The sequence below is a fragment of the Streptomyces griseus subsp. griseus genome (assembly GCF_000720255.1).
Classification (GTDB): Bacteria; Actinomycetota; Actinomycetes; order Streptomycetales; family Streptomycetaceae; genus Streptomyces; species Streptomyces griseus_I.
In genome coordinates, this window is sequence record NZ_JOJE01000020.1 from 1 (window position 1) to 22,858 (window position 22,858).

Consider the following 22,858-nt stretch of genomic DNA (forward strand, 5'->3'; position numbering starts at 1 on the left):
CTTCACCCTCGACGAGTCCCTGTGGCTGGCGCGCTCGGGGTTCGAGGGCGTCCTCCCCGCCTACCCGTCCCCCGCCCCCACCGGCCTCCCCTGGGGCACCGCCACCCTTGCCGCGGGCCTCGCCGTGGAGGCGTACGGCAACCACACCACCGCCACCACGCACCTGACTCTCCCCGGCGGTCTGCCCCCCGGCCCCCTCAGCATCCTCATCGGCTGGACCCTGACCGCCCTCGGCCTGGCCCTCGCCGGCCCCGGCCTCACCCACCTGTGCGGCCGTCTCCTGCAGACCGCCCGCCCAGGTGCCCTCCGCCTCCTCGCCGGCCGTGTCCTCATGGAGGAAGCCGCCCGCATCGGCCGCCCCCTCGGCGTGGTCTGCGCGGCCGCGTCCGGCGCCTACACCCTGGCCGCCCTCTCCGCCCCGGACGACCCGGCCTTCGGCCCCCTCACCGGCCTCGGCACGCTGCTCGTCATGAGCTGCACGGTCGCGACACTGCTCACCTACGCCGTCGAGGCCCGTCAGGCCCGTGCCGACACCACCGCCGCCCTGCTCCGCCTCGGCGCCCCCGCCACGATGCTCCGCAGCGCCGCCGCCCTCCGCGCCGGCACCCTCCTCGCCCTCTTCGCCCCCCTCACCCTGCTCGTCGCCGAGCTGTCCGTCCTCCCCCTGACCGGCTGACGCCCCGCGGAAAGCGCCCCCCGAGAACCACCACGGAAAACGTCCCCGCTCACCGATGAGTTCCGCCCCGCCCCCCGGTCTACCCCAGCGAACAGCACGCCCCCGACGGGAGAGACTCCGATGACCACGACGTACCAGCAGATGATCTTCGTCAACCTGCCCGTGAACGACCTCGACGCCTCGAAGAAGTTCTTCACGGAGCTGGGCTACGCGCTCAACCCCCAGTTCAGCGACGAGAACGCGGCCTCCGTCGTGATCAGCGACACCATCGTCGCGATGCTGCTCACCAAGCCGTTCTACGCGACCTTCACCGGCAAGGAGATCGCGGACGCCACGAAGACCAGCGAGGTGCTGATCTGTCTGAGCGCCGAGAGCCGCGAGAAGGTGGACGAGCTGGTCGAGAAGGCGGTCGCCGCCGGTGGCACCGCCTCGGACAAGGTCCAGGAAATGGACTTCATGTACGGCCGCGCCTTCGACGACCTCGACGGCCACACCTGGGAGGTCGTGTGGATGGACCCGGCGGCCATCGAGGGCTGAGCCCCGCTGTGCCAGCATGGGCGGGTGCAGACGATGCCCGCCCATGCGGCCCACCACGACGACCGTGAGATCGAGACGCTGGAGGAGTTCGACGCGACCGTCTCGGCACGCGGCACACTCGCCGGATTCCGTGTCCAGGCCGTGGACCTGACGGACCGTACGCGCGAACTGCTCAGCACGGACACCGCGGGCGCCGTCTTCCTCGGCTGCCCGATGCGCGAGGACGCGGCCGCGAAGGTCCGCGCGGGCGGCGCCCTGGTCTTCCCGCCGGTCCCGGACCTCCCCTTCGATCCGTACCGGGGCCGGGTCTACTCCCCCGACGAGTTGTTCGCGTCCCTGCCAGTGGGCTACGAGTCCACGCCCGACGCGCTCGCGTACACCTGGTTCCAGCGGACCAAGTCGGACAGCGACATCTTCGCGTCGATGCTGCGCTCCATCCACGACGACGCGATATCCGACGCGCTCGACGAACTCCTCACCGGTACGCGCGTGGTGGGCGTCATGGGCGGCCACGCCATGGCTCGCGGCACGGAGGCCTACGCCGGTGCCGCCCGCCTCGGCCGCGAACTCACCCGCTCCGGCCTCACGGTGGCCACCGGCGGCGGCCCGGGCGCGATGGAGGCGGCGAACCTCGGCGCGTACGCTGCCCCCTTCGACGACGTGATGCTCGACGACGCCCTCCGGCTTCTCGCCAAGTCACCGTCGTTCACACCGTCGATCACAGAATGGGCCCGTGCCGCCTTCGAGGTGCGCGAGCGCTGGCCTGGCGGCGGGACCTCGGTCGGCATCCCCACCTGGTTCTACGGTCACGAGCCGCCCAACCCGTTCGCCTCGCACATCGCCAAGTACTTCGCCAACGCCACGCGCGAGGACGGCCTGTTGGCCCGCTCCACCGCCGGCGTGGTGTTCCTGCCGGGCGCCGCCGGGACCGTACAGGAGATCTTCGACAACGCGACGCCCAACTACTACGAGTCGCGGGGCGAACCCACGCCCATGGTGCTCGTGGACCGGGCGCACTGGACCGAACGGCTGCCCACCTGGCCGTTGTTGCGGGCGCTGGCGCGGGAGCGGTCGATGGAGACGCGCATCGCGCTGGTCGACCGGATCGAGGAGGCCCCCGCCGCGTTGAAACGCCTCGGTGGTTAATAAGCAGGCAAAGCCAGAGGCTTGAAACGGGCGCACGGATTGACACTTCTTATGGAACGCTTATAGATCTGGGAGACTCGTGGGGGCGATGTTGCTCCATCAGTCGGGGCGTCATCACCCCCTCAGCCCCCCGCAGTTGCTCATTCTGTAAAGGACAAACGTGTCCATATCCCGCCGTACCGTCGCACGTTCCGTGCGCATCCTCGGTGTCGCCACCGCCTCGTCCGCGCTCGCGCTCAGCGCCGCCGGCGGCGCGCTCGCGAGCAGCATCGACGAGTTCTCCGCCGAAGCCAAGTGCGACGGCGCGAAGGGCGTCATCACGGTCACCGACGTGGACCCGACGGGCACCCCGGCCATCGTGTCGGTCTTCCTCGAGAACAACGGCGCCGACGTGAAGAAGGTCGGCCAGCAGCCGGTCAAGGGCTCAAGCAAGGGCGTCACCGTCTCCTTCGAGGAGGACTGGGAGCCCAACGCCGTCTACCGCATCCACGTCAAGATCGGCAAGGACCTCGACGTGGACATCGCCCCCAACCTGACCACGCCGTCCACGGCTTGCAAGGCCGAGGACAGCCCGACGCCGACGCCGACTCCGACACCGTCGGCGAGCTCGACGCCGTCGGCCGGCGCGCGCCCGTCGCCGTCGGGCGCCGCCCCGGCGCCGGGCAAGGCAACGATCCCGCCGTCCCCGGCGGCCCCGCAGGGCGACACCTCCGCCCCGGCGGGCAGCGTGAGCAGCGCCCCGTCGCCGGCGGCCGGTGAGTCGAACCTCGCCGAGACCGGCGCCAGTTCCCGCACCGGTGTCATCGCCGGCATCGCGGCCGCCCTGGTCGTGATCGGCGGAGGCGCGATCTTCTTCGGCATGCGCCGCCGCGGGGCCAGCACCCGCTGACCCCCGTCAGGCACGGCTCCGTGGCCCGGCCCCGCACCAGGGGCCGGGCCACAGGCATGTCCGCTCAGCCGAAGGTGACCCGCTCCAGCCAGAACTCCAGCAGCTCCCGCTCCCCGAGGACCTCCAGCCCGGGAGTGTCGAGCGGCCGCCGTCGGTAGAAGGCGAGCAGCACATCCGTGAGCGGCCCGCGCAGCGCGACCGTCGCCTTCTCGTGCCCGCGCCGCCAGGCGACACCGTCCTCGCCGAGCTCGACCACCCACTCGGCGTTCAGCTCGGGCGGGGTGTCCGTCGAGTGGAGGTGGATGCTGCGCCCGTCCCTCGGCAGGTCCCGCCCCGCCTCGTGGGCCCCGCTCCGCTGCACGAACTCCACGAGTTGCAGCCACTCGTCGAGCGCGTCGGCGGCCACGTCCGGCGCGACGTCGTACGGCTGCTTCGCGGCCAGCGCGGCGTCCGCGCCGTGCACGACGAGTTCATGGGTCATACGGCGGGCCCAGAACCCGGTGTCGAGGATCCCGGCCCACCCCCACACCCGCGTGTCGGGCCCGGCTTCGCGCAGCGCGGCCACGAGCAGCTCGCCGGTCTCCGCGAGCCAGGCGTCGAGTGCGGCGGGATCGTCCTGGGCGTCAGGTCCCTGGCCCAGCGGGATCCGCTCCTCGGGTACTTCCTCCTGCGCCCGAGTGCGCACCATGAACTCCACCCAGCGCAGGGCGCCGCCCGTGTGGCGGACCAACTGCTCCAGCGACCAGTCGGGGCAGGTCGGCACGGTGGCGGAGAGATCGGCGCCGGACGTCACCACGGCCCTCAACCGGCCGACCTGGTGGGCGATCTCGTCGCAGTAGCGGTCATGCGTGAGTAGGGTCATGCGCAAGACCCTAGGCGGACCCCGGTCAGTCGAGCACGACGATTTCGGCCGCGTCGAACTCCACCCCGACCGCCTCCCCGATCTCCGGCGCCGCCCGTAGCGCGCAGGCCGCCTCCAGGCGCGGCGCCTCCTCCGGCTGGAGGTGCACGGCGACATGGGTGCCCCGGAAGGTGCGGGCGGTCACCGTGCAGGGCAGGCCCTCGTCCACGGGCACCAGCCGGACCGCGGCGGGCCGTACGAGCAGCGTGCGCGGGCCCTGCGGGGCGTCCTCGGGTACCGGCACCTTGCCCCACGGCGTATCCGCGGCCTCGCCGGCGACCGTCGCCGGGACCACGTTGTCGAAGCCGAGGAAACGGGCCACGAACGCGTCGGCCGGGCGCTGCCACACCTCGAGGGGCGTACCGGACTGCGCGATCCGCCCGTCCCGCATCACCACCACCCGGTCGGCCAGCGCGAACGCCTCGCCCTGGTCGTGGGTGACGGCGAGCACCGTGGTGCCCAACCGCCCGAACAGCTCCCGCAGTTCGACGACGAGCCGCTCCCGCAGTGAGCGGTCGAGCTGCCCGAGAGGCTCGTCCAGCATCAGCAGCCGTGGCCGCGGCGCGAGGGCCCGGGCCAGCGCGACGCGCTGCTGCTCACCGCCGGACAGCGCGCCCACGGCCCGCCGGGCGGCGCCGGGAAGCCCGACGAGGTCCAGCAACTCCCTTACCCGGTCCCCCTGTTCACTCCGGGACGCGCCGTGCATCCGCAGCCCGAACGCCACGTTGCCGCCCACGTCCCGCTGCGGGAAGAGCTGATGGTCCTGGAACATCAGGCCCACCCCACGCCGGTGCGCGGGCACCCCCGTCTGGTCCCGCCCGTCGAGCGACACCCGCCCCGCGTCGAGGGGTTGCAGCCCGGCGACCACTCGCAGCAGCGTCGACTTGCCGCTGCCGCTGGGCCCGAGCACACACACGACCTCGTTCTCGGCGACGTCCAGGTCTACGGCGTCGAGCACGGCCCGCCCGCCGAACCGCACGGTCGCGCCATCGAGGCTCAGCAGCATCAGAACTCCCCCGTCCGGTTGGTGCGCAGCCGCTCCAGGACCAGCAGCGCCACCGCGCACACCAGCATCAGAATCGTCGACAGAGCCATCGCCTGCCCGTAGTTGAGGTCACCGGCCCGCCCGAGCAGCTTCGCCACGGCGACCGGCAGGGTCGGATTGTCGGGCCGGGCGATGAACACCGTCGCCCCGAACTCCCCCAGCGACACCGCGAAGGCGAACCCGGCCGCGACGAGCAGCGCCCGCCGCACCATCGGCAGGTCGACCTCCCGCCACACCTTCCACGGCGACGCCCCGAGCACGGCCGCCGCCTCCCGCAGCCGTACGTCCACCGCCCGCAGCACCGGCAGCATGGTCCGTACGACGAACGGCACGCCCACCAGCGCCTGCGCGAGCGGCACGAGGATCCAGGAGGCACGCAGGTTCAGCGGGGGCTCGTCGAGGGCGATCAGGAACCCGAAGCCGACGGTCACCGCGGAGACGCCCAGCGGCAGCATCAGCAGCGCGTCGAAGCCGCGTACCAACCGGCCCGCGTCCCGCCGGGTCAGCGCGGCGGCGGCGAGTCCGCCGATCACCACGGCGATGGCGGTGGCGGTGGCGGCGTACTCCAGCGAGTTGCCGATCGCGTCGATCGGCGGGACCAGGAACACGCCCCCGTCCGCCGACGTCAGCGCCCGGTAGTAGCCGAAGTCCGGCGCGTCCAGCGACCGCTGCACCAGGACGGCGAGCGGCAGCACCAACAGGACGGCGATCGTGGCCAGCACGCCGGCCAGCAGCGCCCACTGCCCCGCCCCGCGCGGCCGCCGCGCCGTCACCGACGCGTCGACCAGCCGCAGCGCGGTCTCCCGCCGCCGTACGGTCCACGCGTGCACGGCGAGGATCGCGCCCACCGCCAGGAACTGCACGATCGTGAGGACGGCGGCGGTGGACAGGTCGAAGATCTCCGAGGTCTGCCGGTAGATCTCCACCTCCAGCGTGGAGAAGGTGGGCCCGCCGAGGATCTGCACCACACCGAAGGAGGTGAAGGTGAACAGGAAGACCATCAACGCGGCGGCTGCCACGGCGGGCGCGAGCGCCGGCAGCGTGACGTTGCGCCAGGCCTTCAGGGGCGACGCCCCCAGCATCCGCGCCGCGTCCTCCTGACGCGGGTCGAGCTGCGCCCAGAGCCCGCCGACGGTCCGCACGACGACCGCGTAGTTGAAGAAGACGTGCGCCAGCAGGATCGCCCACACCGTGGTGTCGAGGCGTACGCCCCACAGCTCGTCGAGCAGTCCGCCGCGCCCGACCAGCGCGAGGAACGCCGTACCGACGACGACCGTCGGCAGCGCGAACGGGACGGTGACGACGGCCCTCAGGACCTGTTTACCGGGGAAGTCGAAGCGGGCGAAGACATACGCGCCGGGCAGCGCGATCAGCAAGGTGAGCGCGGTGGAGGCGAGCGCCTGCCAGGTGGTGAACCACAGCACGTGCCGGATGTCGGACTCGGCGAGCACGTCCACGAGCCGCCCGAACTGCCAGCCGCTGTCGGTGTCGAGGCCGCGGGCGACGATCGCGGCGACGGGGTAGGCGAAGAAGAGCCCGAAGAACGCGACGGGCAGGGCCATCAGCCCGAGCCGCGCCGCGCTCCCGCGAGCGCCCGGCTTCACTTCAGTACGAGCGAGGTCCACGACTTGACCCACTGGTCACGGTTGTCGGCGATCTTCGCCGGGTCCATCGTCTCGGGATCCTTGGCGGCGGGTCCGTACCGGGTGAACTCGGCGGGCACCTTCGCCCCGGCGAGCACCGGGTAGACGAACATCTTCAGCGGCATGTCCTCCTGGAACTCCTTCGAGAGCAGGAAGTCGATGAACGCCTTGCCGCCCTTGGTGTTCTTCGCGTTGTTCAGCAGCCCCGCGAACTCGGTCTGCCGGAAGCAGGTGCCGGTCGCCACTCCGGTGGGCGCGGTCGTCGGCCTGGGGTCGGCGTAGATCACCTCGGCCGGCGGCGAGGAGGCGTAGGAGACGACGAGCGGCCGGTCGGCCTTGGCCTTCTTGCCGCCGGCGGACCCGGAGAACTCCTCGTTGTAGGCCTGCTCCCAGCCGTCGACGACCTTCACGCCGTTGGCCTTGAGCTTCTTCCAGTAGTCCTGCCAGCCCTCGTCCCCGTACTTCGCGGCGGTCGCCAGCAGGAAGCCGAGACCGGGCGAGGAGGTGGAGGCGTTCTCCGTGACGAGGAGGTTCTTGTACGCGGGCTCGGCCAGGTCGTCGAGGGAGGTGGGTGGGGCCAGTTTGTGGTCGGCGAAGTACTTCTTGTCGTAGTTGACGCAGATGTCGCCGTAGTCGACGGGCGTGACCCGGTGCTCGTCCTTGTCGAGCTGGTACTGCGCGCCGACCTGGTCGAGCGCCTTGGCCTGGTACGACTGGAACAGACCGTTGTCGAGCGCCCGGGACAGCAGGGTGTTGTCGACGCCGAAGAAGACGTCGCCCTGCGGGTTGTCCTTGGTCAGGATCGCCTTGTTGACGGCCTGGCCGGCGTCTCCGTCCTCGAGGACCTTGACCTTGTAGCCGGACTGCTTCTCGAAGTCCGCGAGGACGCTCTTGGAGACGGCCCATGAGTTGTGGCTGACGAGGGTGACGGTTTTGGAGTCCGCCGAGCTCCCGCCGTCACTGCCGGACGACCCGCAGGCGGACAACGTGATCAGGCCGAGGCCTACGGCCGCCGCCGTGAACGTCTTGGTGTGCACTGGTTTTCCTCCTGGGGTGGACCAGGAAGAGACGCGGCCCTGCCCGGGAGCCTTTCGACTCCCGGGCAGGGCGCAACAGCTTGAGTGAAGACCGAACTTCCTACCCAGAATGACCTGGGCAAGGTTCAGAGGGTCTGCGGCCCCTTCGCCGCACTCTCAGCGCTGTGGCGCTCCCCTGTCGGAATATGAAGATGTGGTGGGACCAATGGAACGCAGCCAGGTTACCGCTCGGTGGCCGCGAGCTGACCACAGGCCCCGTCGATCTCCTGTCCACGGGTGTCCCGGATCGTCACCGGCACACCATGGGCGGCGATGGCCTCCACGAACGCCTTTTCGTCCTCGGGCCGCGAGGCGGTCCACTTCGAGCCCGGGGTCGGGTTCAGCGGGATGAGGTTGACGTGCACGGGCTTGCCCTTGAGCAGCCGTCCGAGCCGGTCACCGCGCCAGGCCTGGTCGTTGATGTCCCGGATCAGCGCGTATTCGATGGACAGCCGGCGCCCCGACTTCTCGACGTAGTCGAAGCCTGCGTCGAGGACCTCGCGCACCTTCCACCGCGTGTTCACGGGCACGAGGGTGTCGCGCAGCTCGTCGTCGGGGGCGTGCAGCGAGATGGCGAGACGGCACTTGAAGCCCTCGTCGGCGAACCGGTGGATCGCCGGGACCAGCCCGACGGTCGACACGGTGATGCCGCGCTGCGACAGCCCGAGCCCGTCCGGGGCGGGGTCGGTGAGGGCCCGAATGGACTGCACGACCCGCTTGTAGTTGGCGAGCGGCTCGCCCATGCCCATGAAGACGATGTTGGACAGCCGAGCCGGGCCACCCGGGACGTCACCGTCCCTGAGCGCCCGCATCCCGTCCACGATCTGGTGCACGATCTCGGCGGTGGACAGGTTCCGGTCCAGCCCTGCCTGTCCGGTCGCGCAGAACGGGCAGTTCATCCCGCACCCCGCCTGCGAGCTGATGCACATCGTCACCCGGTCCGGGTACCGCATCAGCACCGACTCGACGAGCGTCCCGTCGAACAACCGCCACAGCGTCTTACGGGTGGTGCCCTCGTCCGTCGCCAGATGCCGTACGACGGTCATCAGCTCGGGAAGCAGCGCCTCCTGCAGCCTGGGACGCGCGGCGGCCGGGATGTCGGTCCACTCCGCCGGGTCGTGCGCGTACCGCGCGAAGTAGTGCTGTGACAGCTGCTTGGCACGGAACGGCTTCTCCCCGATCTCCGCGACAACCTCCTTCCGCTCAGCAGGCGAAAGGTCGGCAAGATGCCGCGGCGGCTTCTTGGCTCCGCGGGGGGCGACGAAAGTGAGTTCTCCGGGCTTCGGCATAACCCACCCAGTGTCGCAGATCCAATCGGGTGACCTTGAGCTGCCGCCGGAGCCGGGCTGCCCGCGTCGGACGGAGTAGCACCGCTCGCCCGCCCCGGGGCGTGGTCCTAGCGTCGCCGGAAAGGCCCACGATCACGTGGAACGGAGATCCCCGCCATGCCCGTACTGGGATATCACTACGGCCCCGACTGGACCGAGGAGCTGTACCAGGTGACCCTGGAGCGGGTCTTCCCCGACCCGGACGACCTGCCGAGTGGGCTGATCGCCCACTATGCCGCTCCGGCGGAGGGAGGCGGCTGGCAGGTCGTCGACATCTGGGAGTCGCGGGAGCAGCACGACCGTTTCATCCAGGAGAAGGTGCTCCCGGTCGCCAAGGAGTTCGACGCGCCGCCGTTCGAGACGAAGGTGACCGAGATCTACAACGTGATGGTTCCGGCGGACCGCTCCTGAGGCTCTACGCGGTGGTCCGTTCCAGGTGCTGCTTGAGGAGTTGCTCGTCGTACGGCAGCTCCTTGCGGACCTGCGGGCGGACCACGAGCGGGACGAGGACCTTGCCGACGCCGTGGCCCTCGAGCTCGATCTCCATCGTCACGCGCGAGCGGCGGCCGTCGTCGAGCGGCGTGATCTCGCCGTGGACGCGCGGCCGTACGGGGCCTTCCAGTGCGCGCAGGCCCCAGGCGTGGGGCGGGTCGCACTCGGTGTATTCCATGAGGAACGGCATGTCGCGGCGGCCGACGTGCCGGGTGATACGCAGGCGGGAGCCGACGTGGACCGGTCCCTCGTCCAGCTGCTCCACGGCGACGGCGCTCTCCTGCCACTCCGGCAGGTGCTCGGGGTCCATGATGTAGGCCCACACGTCCTCGGGGGTGCGGTCGATGTCGACCGCTTCTCGGAAGTCGGACATCGTGTCCGCCTCCTTTCGGGGAGATCCCTTCGATCCCTTCCCTGCCATGGGCTTCCACAGGAATCGTCCCACTTCAACGCGTCGGGCTCCATCCCTGCGGAAAGGGCCGAGCTCCCCGTCCGCGAGGGACGGGGAGCTCGGTCGAACCGCGTACGCGCGCTCCGGTCGTTGTGCCGGTCAGCCGGCCCCGACGAAGATCACCAGCAGCAGCCACACCACGGGAGCCGTCGGCAGCAGCGAGTCCAGGCGGTCCATGATGCCGCCGTGGCCCGGCAGCAGGGTGCCCATGTCCTTGATGCCGAGGTCCCGCTTGATCATCGACTCGCCGAGGTCACCCAGCGTGGCACTGGCCGCGACGGCCAGGCCCAGGAGCAGGCCCTGCCACCAGGTGCCGTCGTCGATGAGGAACTGCGCGCACAGCGCGCCGGCGACCATCGCGAACGTGATCGCGCCGAGCAGGCCCTCGCGGGTCTTGCCGGGGCTGATGCGCGGCGCGAGCTTGTGCTTGCCGAAGCGCCAGCCGACGGCGTACGCGCCGGTGTCGCTGACGACCGTGAGGAGCAGGAACGTCAGCACCCGCCAGGGGCCGTCGTCGGCCCGCAGCATCATCGCGACGAACGTCGCCAGGAACGGGACGTAGAACGCCGCGAAGACGCCGGCGGTGACGTCCTTGAGGTAGCCCTCGGGCGGCTGGGTCATCCGCCAGACGAGCACGGCCAACGAGGTGAGCGCCATCGCGACCCACGCGCCGTCGGCTCCGCTCACGTACCCGGCGACGACCATGGCCGCACCGCCGATCGCGAGCGGCACCACGGGCGCCTTGATGCCCTTGCGCTCCTCGAGCCGCTTCGTCAGCTCCCACAGGCCCACGACGACGGCGACCGCGACCACACCGACGAACACGGCCTTGACGATGAACAGCGACGCGACGATCACCACGCCGAGCCCGACGCCGACCCCTATGGCCGCGCTCAGGTCGCGGCCCGCGCTCTTCTTCTGCGGCGCGGGCGCCGGCTGAGGGGCGTCGGGCATGGGCTCCGGATTCTGGTTCTGCGGCACAGCCCCATGGGGCTGTGCCTGCGGCGTGTCGTACGACCCGTAGGGCTGGGCCTGCGGCGTCTCGTTGCGGAACGAGGGGCCGCTCAGCCGAGCGGCCCCCCGGTCGTCATCCTGGTTTCCGCCGTATGCGGGCACGTCGGGCACGATGGGCATGGGGCGAGTGTGCTGCGCCTCAGGCGCATCGTACGCGGGACCCGCCGGGGCAGCCCCCTGGACAGGCCCCTGGTCGGACGGTCCCCAGTACCCGGTGTGTGACCCGGTGTGTGGCGGAGCGCCCCAGGAAGAGTCGTTCATCAGACCTCGAGCAGCTCCGACTCCTTGTGCTTGAGGAGCTCGTCCACCTGGGCGACGTACTTCGCCGTGGTGTCGTCGAGCTCCTTCTCCGCACGACGGCCCTCGTCCTCGCCGACCTCGCCGTCCTTGATCAGCTTGTCGATGGCGTCCTTGGCCTTGCGGCGGACGGAGCGGATGGACACCTTGGCGTCCTCGCCCTTGCCCTTGGCGACCTTGATGTACTCGCGGCGGCGCTCCTCGGTGAGCTCGGGGAACACCACACGGATGATGTTGCCGTCGTTGCTCGGGTTGACGCCCAGATCGGAGTCGCGGATCGCCTGCTCGATGTTGCGCAGCGCGCTCTTGTCGAACGGGGTCACGACCGCCATGCGCGGCTCCGGCACGGAGAACGAAGCCAGCTGGTTGATCGGCGTCGGCGCGCCGTAGTAGTCGGCAACGATCTTGTTGAACATCGCCGGGTGCGCACGACCGGTGCGGATCGCGGCGAAGTCCTCCTTGGCGACCACGACGGCCTTCTCCATCTTCTCCTCGGCCTCGAGGAGGGTCTCTTCGATCACCACTTGCTCCTGCGTGTCTTGAGTAGGCCCGGCTGCGGTTCCTTGGCGGTGGCGGCGGCCGGCTGCGTCGCGTCTTCTTCTTGAACGGTTCCCGACCGGCAGGACATTGTCCACCCCCGGCCGGTCTCCGCGGTCAGTCCCGGCTGCCTTGCTCACCCACAAGCGTGCCGATCTTCTCACCCTTGACCGCGCGGGCGATATTGCCCTCCGCCAGAAGCTCGAAGACGAGGATCGGGAGCTTGTTGTCGCGGCACAGCGTGACGGCCGTGGCGTCGGCGACCTTGAGGTCGCGCGTGATGACCTCGCCGTAGCCGAGGGAGTCGAACTTGACCGCGTCGGGGTTGGTCTTCGGGTCGGAGTCGTAGACCCCGTCCACACCGTTCTTGCCCATCAGCAGCGCCTCGGCGTCGATCTCCAGGGCGCGCTGCGCGGCGGTGGTGTCGGTGGAGAAGTACGGCATGCCCATACCGGCGCCGAAGATGACCACGCGGCCCTTCTCCAGGTGGCGCACGGCGCGCAGCGGGATGTACGGCTCGGCGACCTGGCCCATGGTGATGGCGGTCTGGACCCGGCTGTCGATGCCCTCCTTCTCCAGGAAGTCCTGGAGGGCCAGGCAGTTCATCACGGTGCCGAGCATGCCCATGTAGTCCGAGCGGGCGCGGTCCATGCCGCGCTGCTGGAGTTCGGCACCGCGGAAGAAGTTGCCACCGCCGATGACGACGGCGACCTGCGCGCCGTCCCTCACGACGGCCGCGATCTCGCGGGCGATCTTGTGCACCACGTCCGGGTCCACACCCAGGCCCCCACCACCGGAGAAGGCCTCTCCGGACAGCTTCAGCATGTACCGGCCGCGTACTTTGCCGTCGTCGTTCTTCTGGGCCTTGGTGGTCATGGGGATCCCGCCTCTTTCACCTGTCGCACATACGAAGAAGGCCATTGCCGGTGGGGTGTCGTCCGCAACCCGTGCTCGGCAATGGCCTCCTCGTCAGATCTGCTGTCGTCCGTCACCCGCTGACAACTGCGTACGACCCTATCGGGGTCGCGCGTCGATCGCGGTAGGGACTCAGATGCCGACCTTGATGCGCGAGAAGCGCTTCAGGGTGACACCGGCCTCGTCCAGGATCTTCTGGACCGACTTCTTGTTGTCGAGGGCGTACGGCTGACCGAGCAGCGTGGCGTCCTTGAAGAAGCCGTTGAGACGACCCTCGACGATCTTGGCGATCGCGGCCTCGGGCTTGCCCTCGGCGCGGGTGGTCTCCTCGGCGATGCGACGCTCGGACTCGACGACGTCGGCCGGGACCTCGTCCTTGGAGAGGTACTTCGGCGCGAAGGCGGCGATGTGCTGGGCGACGCCCTTGGCGACCTCGGCGTTCGGCTTGTCCAGCTCGACGAGGACACCGATCTGCGGGGGCAGGTCGGGCATCGTGCGGTGCATGTACGCGAGCACGAAGCCGTCCGCGAACTGCGCGAAGCGGTCCAGGACGATCTTCTCGCCGAGGTTGGCGTTGGCCTCGTCCACGAACGCCTGGACGGTCTTGCCGGCCTCGATCTCGGAGGCGAGCAGGGCCTCGAGGTCGGCCGGGGAGGTCTTGGCGACGTGCTCGGCGATCGCGGTGGCGGCGGCCTGGAACTTGTCACCCTTGGCGACGAAGTCCGTCTCGCACTTCAGCTCGACGAGGACACCGGAGGAGTTGTCGTCCGCGATGATCGAGACCACGGCGCCGTTCTCGGCGGAGCGGCCCTCGCGCTTGGCGACGCCCTTCTGGCCCTTGATGCGGAGCGCCTCGACGGCCTTCTCGACGCTGCCCTCGGCCTCGTCCAGCGCCTTCTTGCAGTCCATCATGCCGGCGCCCGTGAGCTCACGGAGCTTCTTGACGTCGGCGGCGGTGTAGTTCGCCATGAGTCTGAAAATCTTTCTCGAAGTCTGGAAGATCGAAGATCTACGGGGTCCACGGCCCCCAGTACATAGCGGGGGCCGTCGACGCTCCGCCGACCTACGGGTGAACGGCGGGAGCGGTTTTTATGTCACCGCTCCCGCCGTCACCACGGACGCTGACGGATCAGGCCTGCTCGGCCTCGGCGGCCGGGGCCTCAGCGGGGGCCTCGGCAGCCTCGGCGGCAGGGGCCTCCGCGGCGGGGGCCTCGGCGGCAGGGGCCTCAGCAGCGGGGGCCTCGGCAGCGGCCTCGGCCGGCTTCTCGCCCTCGGCGGCAGGGGCCTCGGCCTCGTCCGCCTTCTTCTCACCTTCGAGCAGGTCACGCTCCCACTCGGCGAGCGGCTCGCCCGCGGCCTTCTCGCCCTTGTCGCCGGTGGCGACACGAGAGCGGGAGATGAGGCCCTCGGCGACCGCGTCGGCGATCACACGGGTGAGCAGGGTGACGGAGCGGATCGCGTCGTCGTTGCCCGGGATCTTGTAGTCGACCTCGTCGGGGTCGCAGTTGGTGTCGAGGATCGCGACGACCGGGATGTTCAGCTTCCGGGCCTCACCAACGGCGATGTGCTCCTTCTTGGTGTCCACGATCCAGACGGCGCTGGGCACCTTCTGCATCTCGCGGATACCGCCGAGGGTCTTCTCCAGCTTGGCCTTCTCGCGCGAGAGCACGAGAAGCTCCTTCTTGGTCAGACCGGACGCGGCGACGTCCTCGAAGTCGATCTGCTCGAGCTCCTTGAGGCGCTGCAGACGCTTGTAGACGGTCGAGAAGTTGGTGAGCATGCCGCCCAGCCAGCGCTGGTTGACGTAGGGCATGCCGACGCGGGTGGCCTGCTCGGCGATGGCCTCCTGCGCCTGCTTCTTCGTGCCGACGAACATGACCGTGCCGCCGTGGGCGACGGTCTCCTTGACGAACTCGAAGGCGCGGTCGATGTACGACAGCGACTGGAGCAGGTCGATGATGTAGATGCCGTTGCGCTCGGTGAAGATGAAGCGCTTCATCTTCGGGTTCCAACGACGGGTCTGGTGACCGAAGTGGACGCCGCTCTCCAGCAGCTCCCGCATCGTGACGACGGCCATGGCCGTATCTCCTTGAATTTCTCGGTTGTGCCGCGGATGCCGGACGGCTCCCGCGCCTGACGCCCGCGACGCGCCGTGCCACGAAGGACCGAGGGGCGCTTGATACGTGGGGGCCGTTTCCGGCCGCCTCATATCGGGGCGTGCGAAGTCGACCCGGTGACCCGGATCGCCAGAAGAAGTGTACGGGACCCGGGAGGTACCGGGTGACGCCACTGTCCACAACCGGGCGGTAGTCCACAGCCCCCGGCCCTGATCGACCGGCCTGCGCGAGGCTCCTGCCATGCGACAAGCACGAGCGACACGGGCGTTGCTGTGGGGCCTCGCCCTCACCGTCCTGACCCCGCCGGCCTGGGCGGACGCCCCCACACCACCCTCTGCTCCGGCGCCGCCGCCACCCGTACCGGCCATCGGCCGCGCCTGGCCGGTGGGCACCCGCCCCCCGATCCTGCGCGGCTGGGAGCCCCCGGCGACGGTCTACGGCCCCGGTCACCGCGGTGTGGACCTGGCGGCGCCTCCCGGCACGCCGGTACGGGCAGTGGCGGCGGGCCGGGTCTCCTACGCCGGCCGGGTGGCGGGCAGGGGAGTGGTCTCGGTGGAACTGCCGGGCACGGGCACGCCACCCCTGCGCACCACCTTCGAACCGGTACGGCCCTCGGTGCGCGAAGGCGACGAGGTGAGCGCGGGCGAGGTGATCGGCACGGTGGAACCCACGGGCTCCCACTGCACCGGGCCCTGCGTCCACTGGGGCCTGCTGAGGGCCGACACCTACCTGAACCCCCTCACACTGCTCCCCGGGTGGCTGCTCAACAGGGGCCCCTCACGCCTGCTGCCGGTACTGGGCGTGCCGCTCCCGACCTAGGGCCTGTCCGGCGGATCATGCCGCAGACGCGGGGCTTGGCACGCCCATCTGCGGCGTTGTCGTCGGTTGCCGACGCTCCGCGTCGGCGCCCTCCTCCGCCTTGCAGCTGGACGCGCCAAGCCCCGCTCACCAGCGTCAATGGGGCAACGCCCATTTCCTGCGACTTGATCCGCCGGAAAGGCCCTAGGGCGGCAGCCGCGCGACCGACCTCAGCCCCGGACCCCCCGCAGCGCCATCGACACCGCCGCGTCGGTGATCGCCGCGGGATCCTCCGCCGCGCCCAGCTCGATCCTCCGCACGGCCGCGTCCACCACTCCCTGCAACAGCATCGCCGCGAGCCGGGGCTCCCCGTGCCCCATCTCCCCCAGCGCCTCCACGATCATCGCCACGAGCCCGCCGTGCGCGGCCCGGATCCTCTCCCGGGCCCCGGCGTCCAGCTCACTCGCCGAGATCGCCACAACCGCCCGGTGCCGCCGGTCCCCCACCAGCACCAGTTGTTGCCGCACGTAGGCCTCGACCTTGCCCTCAGGCGTGTCGGCCCGCTCCATCGCCGCCGAGACCTCCGCCGCCCAGACCGGAAAGTCGACCGCGCACAGTTCCTCGACGACGGCCGCCCGCGACCGGAAGTACTCGTAGACGGACGAGCGCGCCAGCCCCGTCCGCTCCGCCAGAGCGGGGAAGGTCAGCGCCTCCGTCCCGCCCTCGGACAACAAAGAACGCGCCGCGTCCAGCAGGGCGGCACGCTGCATCGACCGGTGCTCGGCCACGGAGGCCGCTCGAATCCTTGGCACGCCGACCACTTTACGGACGCGCCGCCCCCGGCGGGAGTGACTCCCGCTCACCTGCCCCCGGACGGCCGCTCCCACCAGCCGGCCGCTCCCGACGCACGGGCCTGCTCAGCGACCGAAGCTCGCCAGTTTCGCGCGCAGCTGGAGCACCGACTTGGTGTGGATCTGACTGACCCGGCTCTCGGTCACCCCCAGCACATTGCCGATCTCGGCCAGCGTCAGCCCCTCGTAGTAATACAGCGTGACCACCGTCTTCTCCCGTTCGGGCAGCGTGTTGATCGCCCGCGCCAGGAAGCGCCGCAGTTCCCGGTCCTCGGCGACCTCCACCGGGTTGTCGGCGGTGGTGTCCTCCAGCGTGTCCATGAAGCTGAGGCCGTCACCGCCCTCGCCGCCGACGTGCAGCAGCTCCTCCAGGGCCACCACGTTCGCCAGCGACAGCTGACTGAACACGGCGTGCAGTTCGTCCACCGCGATGCCGAGCTCGGTGGCGACCTCGCTCTCCGTGGGCGTGCGTCTCAGTCGCGCCTCCAGCGTCGCGTACGCCCGCTCCACGTTCCGCGCCTTCTGCCGTACGGACCGCGGGATCCAGTCCAGCGCGCGGAGCTCGTCGATCATCGCGCCCCGGATGCGGGTGATCGCGTACGTCTCGAACTTGATCTCCCGGTCGATGTCGAACTTCTCGATCGCGTCGATCAGACCGAAGACCCCCGAGGACACGAAGTCGGCCTGCTCCACGTTCGGCGGCAGACCGACGCTCACCCGTCCCGCGACGTATTTCACGAGCGGTGAGTAGTGCAGGATCAGCTGCTCCCGCAGCCTGTCGTCCCCCGTCGCCTTGTAGGACCGCCACAGCTCGTCGAGCGTCGAGGGAGCGGGCGGCCGCACGCTGCCACCGTCGCGGGCGGCTGGGGGGACAGCCGCCCGGTCGGACCCGGAGGTGTGCTGGGGCATTCGTCGCCTTGTGCCGTTCTGCCGTGAAGTACGTGAGGTGTCGGTCTGATGTCGAGTTGCCGGACTGTGCCGGAATCATCGTGAGCGTAGCGTGACTGGAAGGTTGCGGTGCGCGAAGGGCGAGGGCGCTACCCATAAGCGGCATTCTCACGCCGGACGACTTGCGGCGACGCGGCGATCGCTCTCGGTAATGACCCGGAGATCCCAACTCCGGGAAACCCCAAGGACATCGGGGTTCCCCCGGACGGCCGAACACGCTCGGTCAACACGCACCGCGACCACTGCGGGCGGAGATCATCGCCTGGCGTGTCAACTTCCAGCCATCGCCGTGTCGTTCGACGTAACCAAGTGCTCTAAGTTCGTACAGTCTCGCGATCGCGTCGTCCTCCGCCGTCTGGGCGCCCCGGGCGATCTCACCGGCCGTCGCCGCTCTGCGCGCGGGCAGCGCGGCCAGGACGCGTCGGGCGCCGGGTTCCAGCAGGTCACGCGGCAGGACGGGCCCGCGCCGGTCCGGGGCGAGCTCTCCGATGTCGCCGACCTGTTCGACGACCTCCGCGGCGTCGGTGACGAGCACCGCCTCCCCGCGCAGAAGTTCGTGCACGCCCGCGGAGAGGCCGCTGGTGGCCGGCCCCGGCACACCCATGGTGTGGCGGCCGAGGCGCTGCGCCGCCCGGGCCGTCACCAGCGAGCCGCTGCGGTACGCCGCCTCGACGACGACCGTGCCCCGGGTGAGTGCGGCGATCACCCGGTTCCGCAGGATGAACCGGCTGGGCGTGGGGTGCTCGCCGGGCGCCAGCTCGCCGACGACGAGTCCCTGTTCAGCGATTCTGCCGATCAGCTCGGTGTGCCCGCGGGGGTAGGGCCGGTCGACGCCGCAGGCGAGGACGGCGACGGTGGCCCCGCCCGCGCCCAGGGCGCCCCGGTGGGCGGCGCCGTCGACCCCGTAGGCGCCGCCGGAGACCACCACCCAGCCGCGCTCGGCCAGGCCCGCGGCGAGGGTGGCGGCCATGTGGGCGCCGTACTCGGTGCAGGCGCGGGCGCCGACGACGGCCACCGAGCGCAGGACCCACATCCGCAGGCTGGGCCGCCCGCGCACCCACAGCCCCAGAGGCCGGGCGTCCCCCAGGTCGTCGAGCACGCCCGGCCACTCCACCGCACCGGGCCACACGAACCGCACGCCGGCCTCCCGCGCCAGGGCGAGATCCCGCTCCGGCTCCGCCCGCCCGGCCCGCGCGAGCAGCCCCGCCCACCGCTTCTCACTCGCCCCGGGAAACGCGGCTCCACCATCCCGCAGCCGCCGCGCCACCCCGACGGCCCCCACCTCCCGCACCCACCGCCCGGCGACCTCGTCCCCGGGCTCGATGACCCGGGTGAGGAAGACACGCGCGAACAGTTCCGTGTCCGGATCGTCGCCGCTCACGTCAGGGCTCCGATGGACATCGGCACGCCGCGCGGCACCCCGGTGCGCAGTTGCAGTGCCAGGGCGAGGTCCGTGGCGTCGGGCCGGTCATGACCGACGAGGTCGGCGACGGTCCAGGCGACGCGCAGGACGCGGTCGAGACCGCGGGTGGTCAGCACGCCCCGTTCCAGGCTCCGCTCGGCCTCGTCCATCGCGCCGGGCGCGGCGTGCCAGCGGTTGCGCAGTTCCCGGCCCGGAATCTCGCTGTTGGTCCGCCAGGGCGTGCCCGCCAGCCGCACGGCCGCCCTTTCCCGGGCAGCCCGCACCCGAGCGGCGACCGTGGCGGTGGATTCGCCCGAGGCGCCGCGCTGCGTGAGCTCGGCTCTGCCGACGGGCTCGACGTCCACCCGCAGGTCCACCCGGTCGAGAAGTGGTCCGGAGATCCTGGCCTGGTAGCGGCGGATCGCCGAGGGCGGGCATTCGCAGAGGTTGTCCCTGAGGGAGAACCGACCGCAGGGGCACGGATTGGCCGCGAGCACCATCAGGAACTTCGCCGGGAACCGCACCACTCCCGCGCTGCGCGCGATCACCACATGGCCCGCCTCCAGGGGCTGCCGTAGGGCGTCGAGCGCGTGGCTGCTGAACTCGGGCGTCTCGTCGAGGAAGAGCACCCCGCGGTGAGCGAGTGACACGGCCCCGGGCCGGGCGACGCCCGGGCCGCCGCCGACCAGCGCCTGCATCGTGGCGGAGTGGTGCGGGGCGCAGTATGGCGCCACGTCGATCATGGGCTTGCCCGGCGGCAGCAGTCCGGCCACCGAGTGCACCGCCGTGACCTCCAGTGACTCCTGCCTGGCGAGGCGGGGCAGGATGGCGGGCAACCGCTCCGCCAGCATCGTCTTGCCCGCCCCCGGCGGCCCCTCGAGGAACAGGTGGTGTCCGCCGGCGGCCGACACCTCGACCGCGGTGCGTGCCGAGACCTGGCCGATGACGTCGGCGAGGTCGTGCCCCTGGTCGTGCTGGGCGGCGCCGGAGCTGTGCATACCGGTGGCCGCACCCGTGCCGGGTACGCGCAGCCCGGCGAGCAGCGGGTCGGGGCGCCCCGGCTCTTCCGGTTCCTCCTCGGGGACGGGCTCGTCCGTCAGCACGGCGATCAACTGGCGCAGGCTGCGGATGCCCAGCACGGAGATCCCCGGCACCAGCGAGGCCTCGGCGGCGGCGCACTCCGGTACGACCACCTGCTCGTACCCCGCGTCCGCCGCGGCGATCACCGCCGGGAGGATGCCCCTGACGGGGCGTACCCGGCCGTCCAGGCCCAGCTCTCCGATCATGACGATGTCGGCGAGCACCCTCGGGTCGATCCGCTCGGCGGCACCGAGGACGGCGCAGGCGACCGCCAGATCGAAGCCACTGCCCGCTTTCGGCACCGATGCGGGGCTGAGGCCCACCGTGAGTTTCTTCTGCGGCCACTCGCCTCCCGAGTTCACCACCGCCGCCCGAACCCGGTCCCGGCTCTCCGTCAGGCTCTTGTCCGGCAGCCCCACCAGAGTGAACGCCGCCACGCCGGGTTCCAGGTCGGCCTGGACCTCGACGACGACGCCCTCGACGCCGACCAGGGCCACGGAGCAGGTACGTGCGAAACCCATCTCAGGCCACCCCCCGCACGTGCTCGACGACGGGTGCGCCGCGCAAGGGCAGCTGGACGCCGACGAGGTCGATGCGGACGCCACCGGGCGGCGCTCCGCCGTGTTCCTGGATGAAGCGTTGCGCGAGGCCCCGCAGGCGGTCCGCCTTGAGGGGTGTGATCGCTGCCATGGGGTGCTGGAAGGGACCCGCCCTGCGGGTCTTCACCTCGCAGACGACCAGGACGTCCCCGTCCCGCGCCACGATGTCGATCTCTCCGGTCCTGCCGCAGCGCCAGTTGCGCTCCAGGACCGTCATTCCGGCCTCGGCCAGCCGCCGCGCGGCCAGCGTCTCGCCGTACCTGCCGAGTGCACTGCGTGCCCGATGTGCGTTCATGTCGGCACCACCTCCGGCGCCAACCGTCACGCAACCGCTCCCACGAAGTGGATCTTGGTGGAGAACTCAGTGGTTGTGGATAACTCCGTCACCCACTCGGGAGCTCCAGATCGCTCTTGTTGAGCTCCTCGATGTTCACGTCCTTGAACGTGAGGACGCGCACCTGCTTCACGAACCGGGCCGGTCGGTACATGTCCCAGACCCAGGCGTCCGCCATGGACACCTCGAAGAACACCTCGCCCTGGACCGAGTGCACCTGCATCTCGTAGTCGTTGGTCAGGTAGAAGCGCCGCTCGGTCTCGATCACGTATTTGAACAGACCGACGACATCGCGGTACTCCCGGTAGAGCTTCAGCTCCATCTCGGTCTCGTACTTCTCGAGGTCCTCGGCGCTCATGGCATGTTCCCCTTCAGCCGTGCGATCCCACCATTGTGCGCCAGTCCCGTGAGCCTCTAGACGATTTCCGTGTCAAGGATCTCGGGCCTGGCCGGGGGACCTTCGTCGAGCAGCCTGCGCAGCAGCTCGGCGAGTCTGGTCGGATACACCGTCTCATGTGCCCGGCTCAGTTCCCGACACGTCCACCAACGCGCTCCGGCGACACTGCGCCGTTCCAGCTCGGTGAGGGCCGTGGCCCGGGTGGCCGTCTGGGTCGTACGGGCCAGGTAGTACCACTCGTCCTGGTCCCAGCGGCGGCCCGCGAACGGGAACGAGCACATCCGTCTCCACAGCACCGGACCGAGCTCGACCTCGGTGATGCCGGTCTCCTCCGCGAGTTCCCTGAGCGCGGCCTCCTCACGACTCTCGTCGCCCTCCAGGCCACCGCCGGGCGTGAACCACCAGCGGTCGTCCGGATCGTCCGGTTCGTGGCCGTGCAGCAGCAGGATGCGGTCCTCGGGATCGAGGAGGACGACCCTGGCGACCTTGCGCAGGCCGCCTTCGTACGAGTCCGCACCGGCGCCGGCATCCCCACCGGCATGAGCGCCGGTCTCCGCGCCCGATGTCTCAGCGGACACCGGCGGGCTCCGTGCGGGCACGCCCGCGGCCGCCGAGCCGCTTGGCGACGGGACCGTAGGCCCCGCCACCGAGCACCAGCACGGCACCGACGGCGATCATGAGGCCGATCGTGCCGAGCGGGCCGGGCGAGGAGAGGGCGCCGAGCTCCTCGAAGCCCGTGGGGCGCTTCAGCATGCCGTTCATGGGCCACACGACGGCGTCCACCCGGGCCTGTACGGCCTTCACGGCCACCGTGCCGCTGGCCGCGTCCGTGAGGTGGGCGGAGGAGTCCAGGGAGCTGTGGCGTTCGTCGCCGAGGAGGAAGAGCCGCCCCTTGGGGACCTCCACCGTCGGGATCTTCTTGTCCTCGGCCGGGCCGCCCGGGGCGAGATACGGTTCGTCGATCTGCTTGCCGTTGACGGTCAGCTTGCCGTCGGTGCAGCAGGAGACCGTGTCCCCGCCGACGGCGACCACACGCTTGACCACGGGAGCGTTGGCCCAGGTGGTGTCCTTGAAGACGACGACGTCACCGCGGCGCACCTCGTCGCCGTCCACCCGCTCGGCCAGCACACGGTCGCCCACGCCGATCGTCGGCGTCATGGAGCCGGTCGGCACGGTGTACGGCCGGTAGATCAGCGCCCCCCAGCCGAAACCGCCCAGGAACAGCGCCAGGCCCAGCGCGACGGCCAGCCCGGACAGCCTCTGTCCGGTCCGGCTGCCCACCGGGCCCTTGACCGCGCCCGTGCTGCGCGGGGCCGTACGTGTCGCACTCTCGCCACTCATGGACCCGCACCCTACCCGGGGGTACGGCCCCGGGTCAGCCCGTG

Annotated in this window: 24 protein-coding genes and 1 pseudogene; 6 read left to right on the forward strand and 19 right to left on the reverse strand. The window is 70.8% G+C overall.

Annotation, left to right across the window (positions count from 1 at the left end; all coding sequences use genetic code 11):
- From IG99_RS25370 to IG99_RS25385, 4 genes and pseudogenes are all read left to right on the forward strand, one after another.
- A pseudogene (locus IG99_RS25370) lies at nucleotides 1–676 on the forward strand (hypothetical protein); the annotation flags it as partial.
- A gap of 120 nt (nucleotides 677–796) precedes the next feature.
- Nucleotides 797–1,213: a VOC family protein gene (locus IG99_RS25375; RefSeq protein ID WP_037677518.1), complete on the forward strand. Its 417-nt coding sequence runs from the start codon at nucleotides 797–799 to the stop codon at nucleotides 1,211–1,213.
- A gap of 24 nt (nucleotides 1,214–1,237) precedes the next feature.
- Complete coding sequence (locus IG99_RS25380; RefSeq protein ID WP_037677520.1) at nucleotides 1,238–2,359, forward strand: LOG family protein; 1,122 nt, start codon at nucleotides 1,238–1,240, stop codon at nucleotides 2,357–2,359.
- Nucleotides 2,360–2,519: 160 nt separating this feature from the next.
- Entirely contained in the window at nucleotides 2,520–3,248 is a 729-nt protein-coding gene (locus tag IG99_RS25385) for an LAETG motif-containing sortase-dependent surface protein (protein WP_037677521.1), read from the forward strand.
- Between the two features lie 64 nt (nucleotides 3,249–3,312).
- Here IG99_RS25385 and IG99_RS25390 read toward each other — a convergent pair whose 3' ends face one another.
- From IG99_RS25390 to rlmN, 5 genes are all read right to left on the reverse strand, one after another.
- Nucleotides 3,313–4,110 carry a maleylpyruvate isomerase family mycothiol-dependent enzyme gene (locus tag IG99_RS25390; RefSeq protein ID WP_037677522.1) on the reverse strand — a complete coding sequence of 266 codons (798 nt, stop codon included), beginning with the start codon at nucleotides 4,108–4,110 and terminating at the stop codon, nucleotides 3,313–3,315.
- A gap of 25 nt (nucleotides 4,111–4,135) precedes the next feature.
- Nucleotides 4,136–5,155 (reverse strand): ABC transporter ATP-binding protein, encoded by a 1,020-nt coding sequence (locus IG99_RS25395; RefSeq protein WP_037677523.1) that lies wholly within the window; start codon nucleotides 5,153–5,155, stop codon nucleotides 4,136–4,138.
- The gene (locus IG99_RS25400) at nucleotides 5,155–6,756 is read right to left on the reverse strand and encodes an ABC transporter permease (RefSeq protein ID WP_037677525.1); all 1,602 of its coding nucleotides are present in this window, start codon (nucleotides 6,754–6,756) and stop codon (nucleotides 5,155–5,157) included. Before IG99_RS25400 ends, IG99_RS25395 begins: the two co-directional genes overlap by 1 nt.
- Nucleotides 6,757–6,794: 38 nt before the next feature.
- Nucleotides 6,795–7,874, reverse strand: coding sequence for a thiamine ABC transporter substrate-binding protein (locus IG99_RS25405; protein WP_037677526.1), 1,080 nt, complete (start codon nucleotides 7,872–7,874; stop codon nucleotides 6,795–6,797).
- A gap of 221 nt (nucleotides 7,875–8,095) precedes the next feature.
- A complete protein-coding gene (rlmN, locus tag IG99_RS25410) occupies nucleotides 8,096–9,202 on the reverse strand; it encodes a dual-specificity RNA methyltransferase RlmN (protein ID WP_037677527.1) in 1,107 nt (368 codons plus the stop codon).
- Between the two features lie 156 nt (nucleotides 9,203–9,358).
- On the opposite strand from rlmN, the gene IG99_RS25415 reads away from it, so the two are divergent.
- Complete coding sequence (locus IG99_RS25415; protein WP_037677528.1) at nucleotides 9,359–9,652, forward strand: hypothetical protein; 294 nt, start codon at nucleotides 9,359–9,361, stop codon at nucleotides 9,650–9,652.
- A 4-nt stretch (nucleotides 9,653–9,656) separates the two neighbouring features.
- Here IG99_RS25415 and IG99_RS25420 read toward each other — a convergent pair whose 3' ends face one another.
- The 6 genes from IG99_RS25420 to rpsB all read right to left on the reverse strand — a co-directional run bounded on the left by IG99_RS25420 (nucleotide 9,657) and on the right by rpsB (nucleotide 15,024).
- The gene (locus tag IG99_RS25420) at nucleotides 9,657–10,106 is read right to left on the reverse strand and encodes an SRPBCC family protein (protein ID WP_037677530.1); all 450 of its coding nucleotides are present in this window, start codon (nucleotides 10,104–10,106) and stop codon (nucleotides 9,657–9,659) included.
- A gap of 177 nt (nucleotides 10,107–10,283) precedes the next feature.
- Entirely contained in the window at nucleotides 10,284–11,459 is a 1,176-nt protein-coding gene (locus IG99_RS25425) for a phosphatidate cytidylyltransferase (protein WP_037677531.1), read from the reverse strand.
- Nucleotides 11,459–12,016 (reverse strand): ribosome recycling factor, encoded by a 558-nt coding sequence (gene frr, locus IG99_RS25430; RefSeq protein ID WP_030168208.1) that lies wholly within the window; start codon nucleotides 12,014–12,016, stop codon nucleotides 11,459–11,461. The genes IG99_RS25425 and frr overlap by 1 nt, the downstream gene beginning before the upstream one ends.
- A 133-nt stretch (nucleotides 12,017–12,149) precedes the next feature.
- Nucleotides 12,150–12,908 carry a UMP kinase gene (pyrH, locus tag IG99_RS25435; RefSeq protein ID WP_037677532.1) on the reverse strand — a complete coding sequence of 253 codons (759 nt, stop codon included), beginning with the start codon at nucleotides 12,906–12,908 and terminating at the stop codon, nucleotides 12,150–12,152.
- A 171-nt stretch (nucleotides 12,909–13,079) separates the two neighbouring features.
- On the reverse strand, nucleotides 13,080–13,916 hold the full coding sequence (gene tsf, locus IG99_RS25440) for a translation elongation factor Ts (protein ID WP_037677534.1): 837 nt from the start codon (nucleotides 13,914–13,916) through the stop codon (nucleotides 13,080–13,082).
- A 160-nt stretch (nucleotides 13,917–14,076) separates the two neighbouring features.
- Nucleotides 14,077–15,024, reverse strand: coding sequence for a 30S ribosomal protein S2 (gene rpsB, locus IG99_RS25445; RefSeq protein WP_037677536.1), 948 nt, complete (start codon nucleotides 15,022–15,024; stop codon nucleotides 14,077–14,079).
- Nucleotides 15,025–15,304: 280 nt separating this feature from the next.
- Here rpsB and IG99_RS25450 point away from each other — a divergent pair, with 280 nt between their 5' ends.
- A complete protein-coding gene (locus IG99_RS25450) occupies nucleotides 15,305–15,883 on the forward strand; it encodes a M23 family metallopeptidase (RefSeq protein WP_037677538.1) in 579 nt (192 codons plus the stop codon).
- A gap of 209 nt (nucleotides 15,884–16,092) precedes the next feature.
- On the opposite strand, the gene IG99_RS25455 is transcribed toward IG99_RS25450, so the two are convergent.
- The 8 genes from IG99_RS25455 to lepB form a co-directional block, all read right to left on the reverse strand.
- The gene (locus IG99_RS25455; protein WP_037677539.1) at nucleotides 16,093–16,650 is read right to left on the reverse strand and encodes a TetR/AcrR family transcriptional regulator; all 558 of its coding nucleotides are present in this window, start codon (nucleotides 16,648–16,650) and stop codon (nucleotides 16,093–16,095) included.
- Between the two features lie 129 nt (nucleotides 16,651–16,779).
- Nucleotides 16,780–17,622, reverse strand: a complete 843-nt coding sequence (whiG, locus tag IG99_RS25460; RefSeq protein WP_037677542.1) for an RNA polymerase sigma factor WhiG — start codon at nucleotides 17,620–17,622, stop codon at nucleotides 16,780–16,782.
- A gap of 262 nt (nucleotides 17,623–17,884) precedes the next feature.
- Entirely contained in the window at nucleotides 17,885–19,042 is a 1,158-nt protein-coding gene (gene dprA / locus IG99_RS25465) for a DNA-processing protein DprA (protein ID WP_037677543.1), read from the reverse strand.
- Nucleotides 19,039–20,664, reverse strand: coding sequence for a YifB family Mg chelatase-like AAA ATPase (locus IG99_RS25470; protein WP_037677544.1), 1,626 nt, complete (start codon nucleotides 20,662–20,664; stop codon nucleotides 19,039–19,041). Before IG99_RS25470 ends, dprA begins: the two co-directional genes overlap by 4 nt.
- A 1-nt stretch (nucleotide 20,665) precedes the next feature.
- The gene (locus IG99_RS25475) at nucleotides 20,666–21,067 is read right to left on the reverse strand and encodes a YraN family protein (protein ID WP_078947898.1); all 402 of its coding nucleotides are present in this window, start codon (nucleotides 21,065–21,067) and stop codon (nucleotides 20,666–20,668) included.
- Between the two features lie 58 nt (nucleotides 21,068–21,125).
- A complete protein-coding gene (locus IG99_RS25480; protein WP_003993268.1) occupies nucleotides 21,126–21,434 on the reverse strand; it encodes a DUF2469 domain-containing protein in 309 nt (102 codons plus the stop codon).
- 56 nt (nucleotides 21,435–21,490) lie between these two features.
- The gene (locus IG99_RS25485) at nucleotides 21,491–22,051 is read right to left on the reverse strand and encodes an NUDIX hydrolase (protein ID WP_051865878.1); all 561 of its coding nucleotides are present in this window, start codon (nucleotides 22,049–22,051) and stop codon (nucleotides 21,491–21,493) included.
- Nucleotides 22,041–22,814, reverse strand: a complete 774-nt coding sequence (gene lepB, locus IG99_RS25490) for a signal peptidase I (protein WP_037677547.1) — start codon at nucleotides 22,812–22,814, stop codon at nucleotides 22,041–22,043. The genes IG99_RS25485 and lepB overlap by 11 nt, the downstream gene beginning before the upstream one ends.
- Nucleotides 22,815–22,858 lie beyond the last annotated feature (44 nt).

What these genes read in the sequence shown, in the direction of transcription:
- IG99_RS25375 (WP_037677518.1), top strand. Translation starts at nt 797, where the DNA reads ATGACCACGACGTACCAGCAGATGATCTTCGTCAACCTGCCCGTGAAC.
- IG99_RS25390 (WP_037677522.1), bottom strand. Translation starts at nt 4,110, where the DNA reads ATGACCCTACTCACGCATGACCGCTACTGCGACGAGATCGCCCACCAG.
- IG99_RS25395 (WP_037677523.1), bottom strand. Translation starts at nt 5,155, where the DNA reads ATGCTGCTGAGCCTCGATGGCGCGACCGTGCGGTTCGGCGGGCGGGCC.
- IG99_RS25400 (WP_037677525.1), bottom strand. Translation starts at nt 6,756, where the DNA reads ATGGCCCTGCCCGTCGCGTTCTTCGGGCTCTTCTTCGCCTACCCCGTC.
- rlmN (WP_037677527.1), bottom strand. Translation starts at nt 9,202, where the DNA reads ATGCCGAAGCCCGGAGAACTCACTTTCGTCGCCCCCCGCGGAGCCAAG.
- IG99_RS25415 (WP_037677528.1), top strand. Translation starts at nt 9,359, where the DNA reads ATGCCCGTACTGGGATATCACTACGGCCCCGACTGGACCGAGGAGCTG.
- IG99_RS25420 (WP_037677530.1), bottom strand. Translation starts at nt 10,106, where the DNA reads ATGTCCGACTTCCGAGAAGCGGTCGACATCGACCGCACCCCCGAGGAC.
- IG99_RS25425 (WP_037677531.1), bottom strand. Translation starts at nt 11,459, where the DNA reads ATGAACGACTCTTCCTGGGGCGCTCCGCCACACACCGGGTCACACACC.
- pyrH (WP_037677532.1), bottom strand. Translation starts at nt 12,908, where the DNA reads ATGACCACCAAGGCCCAGAAGAACGACGACGGCAAAGTACGCGGCCGG.
- tsf (WP_037677534.1), bottom strand. Translation starts at nt 13,916, where the DNA reads ATGGCGAACTACACCGCCGCCGACGTCAAGAAGCTCCGTGAGCTCACG.
- rpsB (WP_037677536.1), bottom strand. Translation starts at nt 15,024, where the DNA reads ATGGCCGTCGTCACGATGCGGGAGCTGCTGGAGAGCGGCGTCCACTTC.
- IG99_RS25450 (WP_037677538.1), top strand. Translation starts at nt 15,305, where the DNA reads ATGCGACAAGCACGAGCGACACGGGCGTTGCTGTGGGGCCTCGCCCTC.
- whiG (WP_037677542.1), bottom strand. Translation starts at nt 17,622, where the DNA reads ATGCCCCAGCACACCTCCGGGTCCGACCGGGCGGCTGTCCCCCCAGCC.
- IG99_RS25470 (WP_037677544.1), bottom strand. Translation starts at nt 20,664, where the DNA reads ATGGGTTTCGCACGTACCTGCTCCGTGGCCCTGGTCGGCGTCGAGGGC.
- IG99_RS25480 (WP_003993268.1), bottom strand. Translation starts at nt 21,434, where the DNA reads ATGAGCGCCGAGGACCTCGAGAAGTACGAGACCGAGATGGAGCTGAAG.
- lepB (WP_037677547.1), bottom strand. Translation starts at nt 22,814, where the DNA reads ATGAGTGGCGAGAGTGCGACACGTACGGCCCCGCGCAGCACGGGCGCG.